Source organism: Microcoleus sp. T3_A4 (assembly GCF_036700465.1).
Lineage (GTDB): Bacteria > Cyanobacteriota > Cyanobacteriia > Cyanobacteriales > Microcoleaceae > Microcoleus.
This window is the reverse complement of the sequence record NZ_JAUBOY010000012.1, coordinates 57,391-64,571: the sequence shown is the minus strand read 5'-3', so window position 1 is coordinate 64,571 and position 7,181 is coordinate 57,391. Positions and strand designations below refer to the sequence as shown.

The following is a 7,181-nucleotide window of genomic DNA, read 5'->3' as shown; positions in this document are numbered from 1 at the left end:
ATTAGTCATTAGTCATTAGTCATTAGTCATTAGTCATTAGTCATTAGTCATTAGTCATTAGTCATTAGTCATTAGTCATTAGTCGCTGCTCGGTGGTTGACAATTCCCAATTGCCAATTCCCCATTCTTAATTACCGAGATTTAACCTATTTCTGTAGACCGATGCAGCGATCGCACTTTGAATCAAAAAAAGTGGCAGCGCGATCAATCTGCCTAAATAAACCTAGCCTTTACGCTGCTAAGGAATGAAAAATCAATAACTTGCACAATTAAACCCCAGAAGCCTTGATCCAAGGTAAACTATTGCTCTATTAGTCACCTTATTTATTTTTCATTCCTAATTTGTTAAGATTTACAAACATCAGGGACCTCCGCACAAGTGCAAACTCATCAGCATTGTCAGGCAAAAACAAACTAGACAAGCAAATTACACAAAATAATACTTAGAAATTTCTTGCCCTGACGCTCAAAGGCAAGTGGATCATGAACATCGAACTATTAAAAGAAAAATTAGAACAGCTAAAAAAACGTCCCAATTCGAGCAAAGGAACGATCGACCAAATCGAAAACTGGTTAACCGGTTCCCACATTTTGCAGAGATTGAGAATTAATCCTTACTACGTAGCAGGCGATACAGTCAAGAATGTTAAAAAAATTACTTCCGAATTTCTGCACGGAGTGAAAGCCGGCGTCTTCGACTTGCACTGGGATATTCACTGCCCCCACTGCAACATGATTACAGAAGAATTTAAAGATTTGGCAGACACATCAGAAATGTCTTTTTGCCCGATGTGCGATCGCGAGTTTAAAATTGATTTGCTCGATCGCGTCGAAGTTACTTTTTCCCTGAACAAAGAAATCGAAGACCCGCAACTGCGGCCCGTCTGCGCTCCCCCTCCCGTACTCCAGAGCAAACTGCAACTGGTAACGCCTTTATACTGCACCGAATCAGAGATTGTCACCTTAGAAGAAGGTAGATACCGCTACTGCTGTCCCCTAACTTTAGCTAAAGGGATTTTAAAGGTTGAAGGCGAAGAAACAGAAGCCATACAAGAAATTAAACTCCAGCAGTTAGCCGGCCCAGATTTTGACAAAAAAGAGCTCGCCGTGCGTCCGGGAAAAGTTAAGCTTGAATTAACTAATACCGAACACAATTTGTCCGGGCTGATTTTGCATTCAGATCAATTGCCCGATGAACTGACATTAGAACAACTGCCCCTGCGGCTGTCAGGAATGCAACTGCTTCATCACCCGGATTATAAGCGTTTGTTTGGCGATCAAGTAATATCGGAAAGAGAGCGAGTCAAGATTCGGGCGATTACTATTATGTTTACTGATATTACCGGTTCTACCAGAATGTACGAAACACTGGGAGATACCAAAGCTTACAATATTGTCCGCGATCATTTTGAAATTTTCTTTGAGTCGATCGAGAAATTTGGCGGAAAAGTAATTAAAACCATCGGCGATGCCGTCATGGCTTCTTTTATCAGCAACGAACAAGCAATTATGACAGCCACCGATGCTGTGGCTAGTTTCAGGAAATACAATTCAACTCGCCAACAAGCAGAGTGGATTCAAGTCAGAATTGGTATTCACCGAGGTACGGCTTTGCTCGTAAATCTCAATAATTCGATCGACTATTTTGGCTCCACAGTCAACAAAGCTGCCAGGATTCAAAATCTTTCTAAAAGTGACGAAGTTTCGTTTTCCGAAGAAGTTTATCATGACCAAGCATTTTTAAGTGGATTAAAAACTGCTGGAGTCTCCGAAATTCAAAAACGAGTTGAAGATTTAAAAGGAATACAAGGCGCACAAGTCACTTATACTGCTAGAATAAACACGGAATCAGTAATCCCGCTGTCTGCTACACTTGTCGCTAAAAAAAGCTAAGTAGGTAAACAAATATAAGTAGTTATTGCTAGCCTCTCGTTGCGATCGCCCCAACAGCAGATAGAGTTGTTCGATCGCGCTCAGATCATGGCTCCAACAGTATACTTACTCATTAAATGAGTTGAATAATACCTATAACTTAAGGTATACTTAAGTATAGTACGGGTTCTTCAGCGGCATCTTGCGAGAACTGTAGGTTGCTGAATAGCTGAAGTCCTCGACTTCATAGCATGACTTCTCATCAGGCCTCTCCAGAAAATACACTCGAATCGATCGCACCAGCCGCCCTCGACAGCGAACAATTAACCGAAACCGATGCCCCCTTTCCCATTGTTGGGATTGCCGCCTCAGCAGGAGGGTTGGAAGCATTCACGCAGTTACTCAGCCATTTACCGGCCGATACGGGTATGGCGTTTGTGCTGATTCAACATTTAGACCCCAATCACAAAAGTCTGCTTAGCGAGATTCTTGCGCGAACCACGCAAATGCCTGTGAATGAGGTAGAAGACGGCGTAGCTGTAGAGCCCAATCAAGTCTACGTTATTCCGCCCAACACCAAGATGGTGGTATGTAAAGGCGTGCTGCAACTCTCACCGCGCGAGAAGATTTATGGCAAATATATGCCGGGAGATGCGTTTTTTACCTCATTGGCGATCGATCGCGGGCACAAAGCAATCGCCGTAGTTTTATCCGGGGGAGACGGAGACGGTTCACTCGGGCTCAAGGCAATCAAAGCAGCCGGAGGCATGACTTTTGCTCAATGTCAAGACACAGCAAAATTCGATAGTATGCCGAATACCGCTGTTGCCACAGGAAATGTCGATTTCGTTCTGCCACCGGAAAAAATTGCCGAGGAACTGGCAAACTATAGTCACAATCCCCTTCTGACTGGCCCGCTTGCCATGACAAAAGTTGAGGAATCGCCCGAACAGGGAGATGCCCTGGCTACTATTTTTGCCCTGCTAAAATCCACGACAGGCGTTGATTTTAGCCACTACAAACCCAAGACGATCGCTCGACGCATCCAGCGACGGATGGTTTTGTACAAGCTGGAAAGCTTGAATGATTACGCCCAACATCTTCGACACAATTCGGCTGAAGTCACAGCTTTGTATGAAGAAATCCTGATCCACGTTACCAGTTTTTTCCGCGATCCCGAAGCCTTTGAAAAGTTAACAGAACTGGTTTTCCCCACGATTACCCAAAATAAATCGGCCGAAACTCCGATTCGGATTTGGGTGGCGGGATGTTCGACAGGTGAAGAAGTTTATTCGATCGCGATTTGCTTGTTAGAGTTTTTGAGCGATCGAGTCATCCAACCAGCGATCCAGATTTTTGCCACGGACATTGGCGAACACGCAATTGGCAAAGCGAGGTCTGGCGTCTACTCAGAAAACCAGATGGTAGATGTTTCACCAGAACGACGTACTCGCTTCTTTATTGCCGAAGCAACAGGTAGCTATAGAATCACCAAGGCAGTCCGTGAACTCTGTGTATTTGCCCGACAAGACTTAGGCAGCGACCCGCCTTTTTCCAATCTCGATTTAGTTAGCTGTCGCAATGTGCTGATCTACTTGGGAGAGTCATTGCAAAAAAAAGTGATGCCGATTTTCCATTACAGTCTTAAGCCAACGGGCTTTCTCCTGTTAGGCACTTCTGAGAGTACCGGAGAATTTTCCTACTTGTTTACTTCAGTGGATAAAAAGTCTAAAATTTATGCCAAAAAGTTGACTGGGACTCGTCCCCATTTTTCGTTTACGCCGAGTTCCTATCCCGTCGCTAAAGCACGTGAACGGCAGGAAGTGAAGGAGAATTTGACGAATAGCTTGGATTTACAACAAGAAACTGACCAACTGATTTTAAATCGATATGCCCCAGCCAGTGTGGTTGTCAACGAGCAGATGAAAATCCTGCAAGTGCGGGGAGACATCGATCCTTACTTGAGAGTGGTAGCCGGAACGCCCGACTTAAACTTGCTGGCAATGGCAAGGGCAGGCTTGCTGGTTGAGCTTCGCACCGCGATTTATCAGGCACAAACGCAGAACGTAACCATTAGGAGAGAAAGGGTTTTGCTTGAATCGGGCGGACGATCGAGTATCGTCAATTTTGAGGTGATTCCGTTCCAGCCACAGGCGGCCGAAGGACGCTACTTTTTAGTGGTATTTGAAGAGGCTGCACCCCGCGTACTTAACTTCAGCACTCTCCCTTCTGAAAACTTCGAGCAACCTGATTTAGTGCGCGAAATTGAGCTGCTGAGGCAGCAACTTGCAGCCGCTAACCAAGAAAAAACTGCGGCTCAAGCCCAACTGCAAGCGGTGATCCAGGATCAGGAAAGTCTCAACCAAGACCTCAAAGTTGCGAACGAAGAAATCCTATCCAGCAACGAGGAGTTGCAAAGCACCAATGAGGAGTTAGAAACTGCCAAAGAAGAGATTCAAGCCACTAATGAGGAACTCACTACCACTAATGATGAACTTCGCAGCCGCAATATTGAACAAAGCCTGGTCAATAACGATCTGATAAATTTGCTTTCCAGTATCAATATCCCTATCTTAATGCTGACAAACGATTTACAGATTCGACGCTTTACGCCAACGGCACAGCAAATTTTTAGTGTGATTCCTACAGATGTTGGACGACCCTTTAGCGACATTCGCTCAACTCTGAACGTTCCTAACTTGGAACAGATGATTTTGGAGGTGATTGATACTCTCCAGACGAAAGAACAAGAAATTCAAACTTTATCGGGATATTGGTACAACCTCCGCATTCGTCCTTACCGGACAACGGAAAATCAGATTGACGGTGTGGTGATGGTTTTGCTCGATATTGATGCTCTTAAACGCAGTGCCAGAACCTTGGAGGAGGCCCGAAATTATGCTGAAACCATTGTGGAAACTGTGCAAACGCCTTTAGTCGTCCTAGATGCTGATTTCCGAGTGAATAAAGCAAATCGATCGTTTTATGAAATGTTTCAGGTTTCACCGTCAGAAACAGCAAAATCTTCGCTATTTGAGCTAGGCAACGGGCAGTGGAATATCCCCCAAGTGCGATGGATTCTGGAAGATATTCTGGTTAGTGATGTTCAGCTTGAAAACTTTGAGTTGGATCACCTGTTTGATAAGATCGGGCCCAAAACCATGCTGCTGAATGCTTGTAAACTTGAACGAGAAGATCAAGCTTTAATGATTCTGTTGTCGATCGAGGATATCACGCAGCGCAAGCAGTTGGAAACTGTACGATCGCAGTTATTACAGCAGGAACAGTTGGCCCGCCACCAGGCAGAAACCGCCAACCGTAGTAAAGATGAATTTCTGGCGAATCTCTCCCACGAATTACGCAATCCTTTGACTCCGATCCTGGGCTGGTCACAAATTCTGCGTTCCGGGAAATTAAAGGAACCAGCCGTTACTAAGGCTTTAGAGGTGATCGAGCGCAGCGCGAGGGCGCAATCTCAGTTAATCGAAGATATCCTGGATATTTCCCGGATTACGAGTGGCAAGCTTCAACTGTGCATTTGTCCGATCGATCTGCGGTTAGTGGTGCAAGCTGCGCTGGAGGGGGTGCAATTATCCGCCGAAGCCAAAAACATTCAAATTGTTTCGCAGTTGATTCCTACGACTGTTTTAGGGGATATCAATCGCTTGCAGCAAGTTGTGTGGAATCTTCTGTCTAACTCGATTAAGTTTACTCCGGCGGGGGGACGAGTGGAAATCCTGCTATCGACGATCGAGAATCATGCTCAACTTCGAGTCAGCGATACGGGAAAAGGCATTGGGGCACAATTTTTGCGGTATATTTTCGATCGTTTCCATCAAGGCGATTCCAGCAGCGTTAAAGGGAATCAAGGGCTGGGATTGGGTTTGTCGATCGTGCGTCACCTGGTTGAATTGCACGGGGGAACGGTGCAAGCCGAAAGTCCGGGTGAAGAACAAGGAACTACAATGACTGTGAGATTGCCGTTGCGATCGCTGCCTCAAGAGTTGACATCGGCGATCGATTTAAAGTCAACTGCTTTGGTAGGGCCTTTAAACGCCTCTAGCGATCGCGTCCCCTCTCTAGAAGGCTTGCACATCTTAGCCGTAGACGATCAGATCGATACCCGCGACTTTTTACAATTTGTGCTTGAAGGCTACGGGGCTGAGGTTTTGGCAGTTGCATCTGCCAGAAGTGCGATCGCTGCTTTGACTGAAAATCCGGGCAGATATGATTTGCTAATCTCCGATATCGGAATGCCAGAGGAAGATGGGTATTTCTTAATTCGAGAAGTGCGAGCTCTTGCTGCGGAAGCCGGAGGAGAAATCCCAGCCGCGGCGCTGACTGCCTATGCGAGCGATAAAGAACGCGATCGGGCGATCGAAGCTGGTTTTCAAAGGCATATGATTAAGCCGATCAAGCCGGTTGTATTAGGATTAATGGTGGCTAATTTAGTAGGACGATTTTAAATATTTTGGAGTGTTGATTTATGATGTTTGAGATTAGATTAGGCAGTTAAACTCTTGTCCCCCGGAGATCCCCCTAAATCCCCCTTAAGAAGGGGGACTTTGAGTGCTTCATGTCCCCCCCTTCTTAAGGGGGGTTAGGGGGGATCGATCCGAGATTAGGAGGATGATGACCAAATTAAACGACTCGAATTTCCACCTACCTTACAACCCAAAACTCATCCCTATCGCCAAGGAACTTCGGAAAAATCCAACTCCAGCCGAAAAGAAACTTTGGGAAGATTTTCTGAGAAATTTCCCTTTTAGAGTTTTGAGACAGCGGCCGATCGACAATTTTATTGTAGATTTTTATTGTGCTGCTTTAAGATTGGTAATTGAGGTTGATGGCGAGAGTCAATCGATTTTAGATTTTAGATTTTAGATTTTAGAGGCGACCCCACCGATAAATGCGGGGGCTTGAGGATTTTCGATTTGGGATTGATTCCACGGATAAATCACGTGGCGGGTACCATCAAGAAATTCGCTTGTCATTTTAGCGAACAGGGGAAACAACATGATGCGGAAAGAACAGGGATTTTCGAGGGGTATGGACTGCAAGTTGTTAGGTTTACGAATGTTGATGTGTTGCAGTGTTTTGAGGGAGTTTGTCAGGAGTTTTTGGGTGCGTGCGATCGTCATTCTTAGCGCCAGATCCCCCCTAACCTCTTTTAATAAGGGGGGGACAAGAGTGCGATCGGGCATCTCGTAATAGTTAAGGCCAGATCCCCCCTAGCCCCCCTTAATAAGGGGGGGACAAGAGTACGATCAATCTCGTAATAGTTAAGGCCAGATCCCCCCTAGCCCCCC

Annotated in this window: 4 protein-coding genes; all 4 read left to right on the top strand. The window is 45.6% G+C overall.

Going from position 1 to position 7,181, the window contains the following annotated elements; translation table 11 throughout:
• Positions 1-483 precede the first annotated feature (483 nt).
• Positions 484-1,893 carry an adenylate/guanylate cyclase domain-containing protein gene (locus QUA07_RS09070; RefSeq protein WP_333324280.1) on the top strand — a complete coding sequence of 470 codons (1,410 nt, stop codon included), beginning with the start codon at positions 484-486 and terminating at the stop codon, positions 1,891-1,893.
• Between the two features lie 230 nt (positions 1,894-2,123).
• On the top strand, positions 2,124-6,338 hold the full coding sequence (locus QUA07_RS09065) for a chemotaxis protein CheB (protein ID WP_333324278.1): 4,215 nt from the start codon (positions 2,124-2,126) through the stop codon (positions 6,336-6,338).
• Positions 6,339-6,501: 163 nt separating this feature from the next.
• Positions 6,502-6,756 (top strand): DUF559 domain-containing protein, encoded by a 255-nt coding sequence (locus tag QUA07_RS09060; protein ID WP_333324276.1) that lies wholly within the window; start codon positions 6,502-6,504, stop codon positions 6,754-6,756.
• A gap of 77 nt (positions 6,757-6,833) precedes the next feature.
• A complete protein-coding gene (locus tag QUA07_RS09055) occupies positions 6,834-7,019 on the top strand; it encodes a DUF559 domain-containing protein (RefSeq protein ID WP_333324274.1) in 186 nt (61 codons plus the stop codon).
• Positions 7,020-7,181 lie beyond the last annotated feature (162 nt).

Coding starts and splice junctions, on each gene's coding strand:
- QUA07_RS09070 (WP_333324280.1), top strand. CDS start 484: ATGAACATCGAACTATTAAAAGAAAAATTAGAACAGCTAAAAAAACGT.
- QUA07_RS09065 (WP_333324278.1), top strand. CDS start 2,124: ATGACTTCTCATCAGGCCTCTCCAGAAAATACACTCGAATCGATCGCA.
- QUA07_RS09060 (WP_333324276.1), top strand. CDS start 6,502: ATGATGACCAAATTAAACGACTCGAATTTCCACCTACCTTACAACCCA.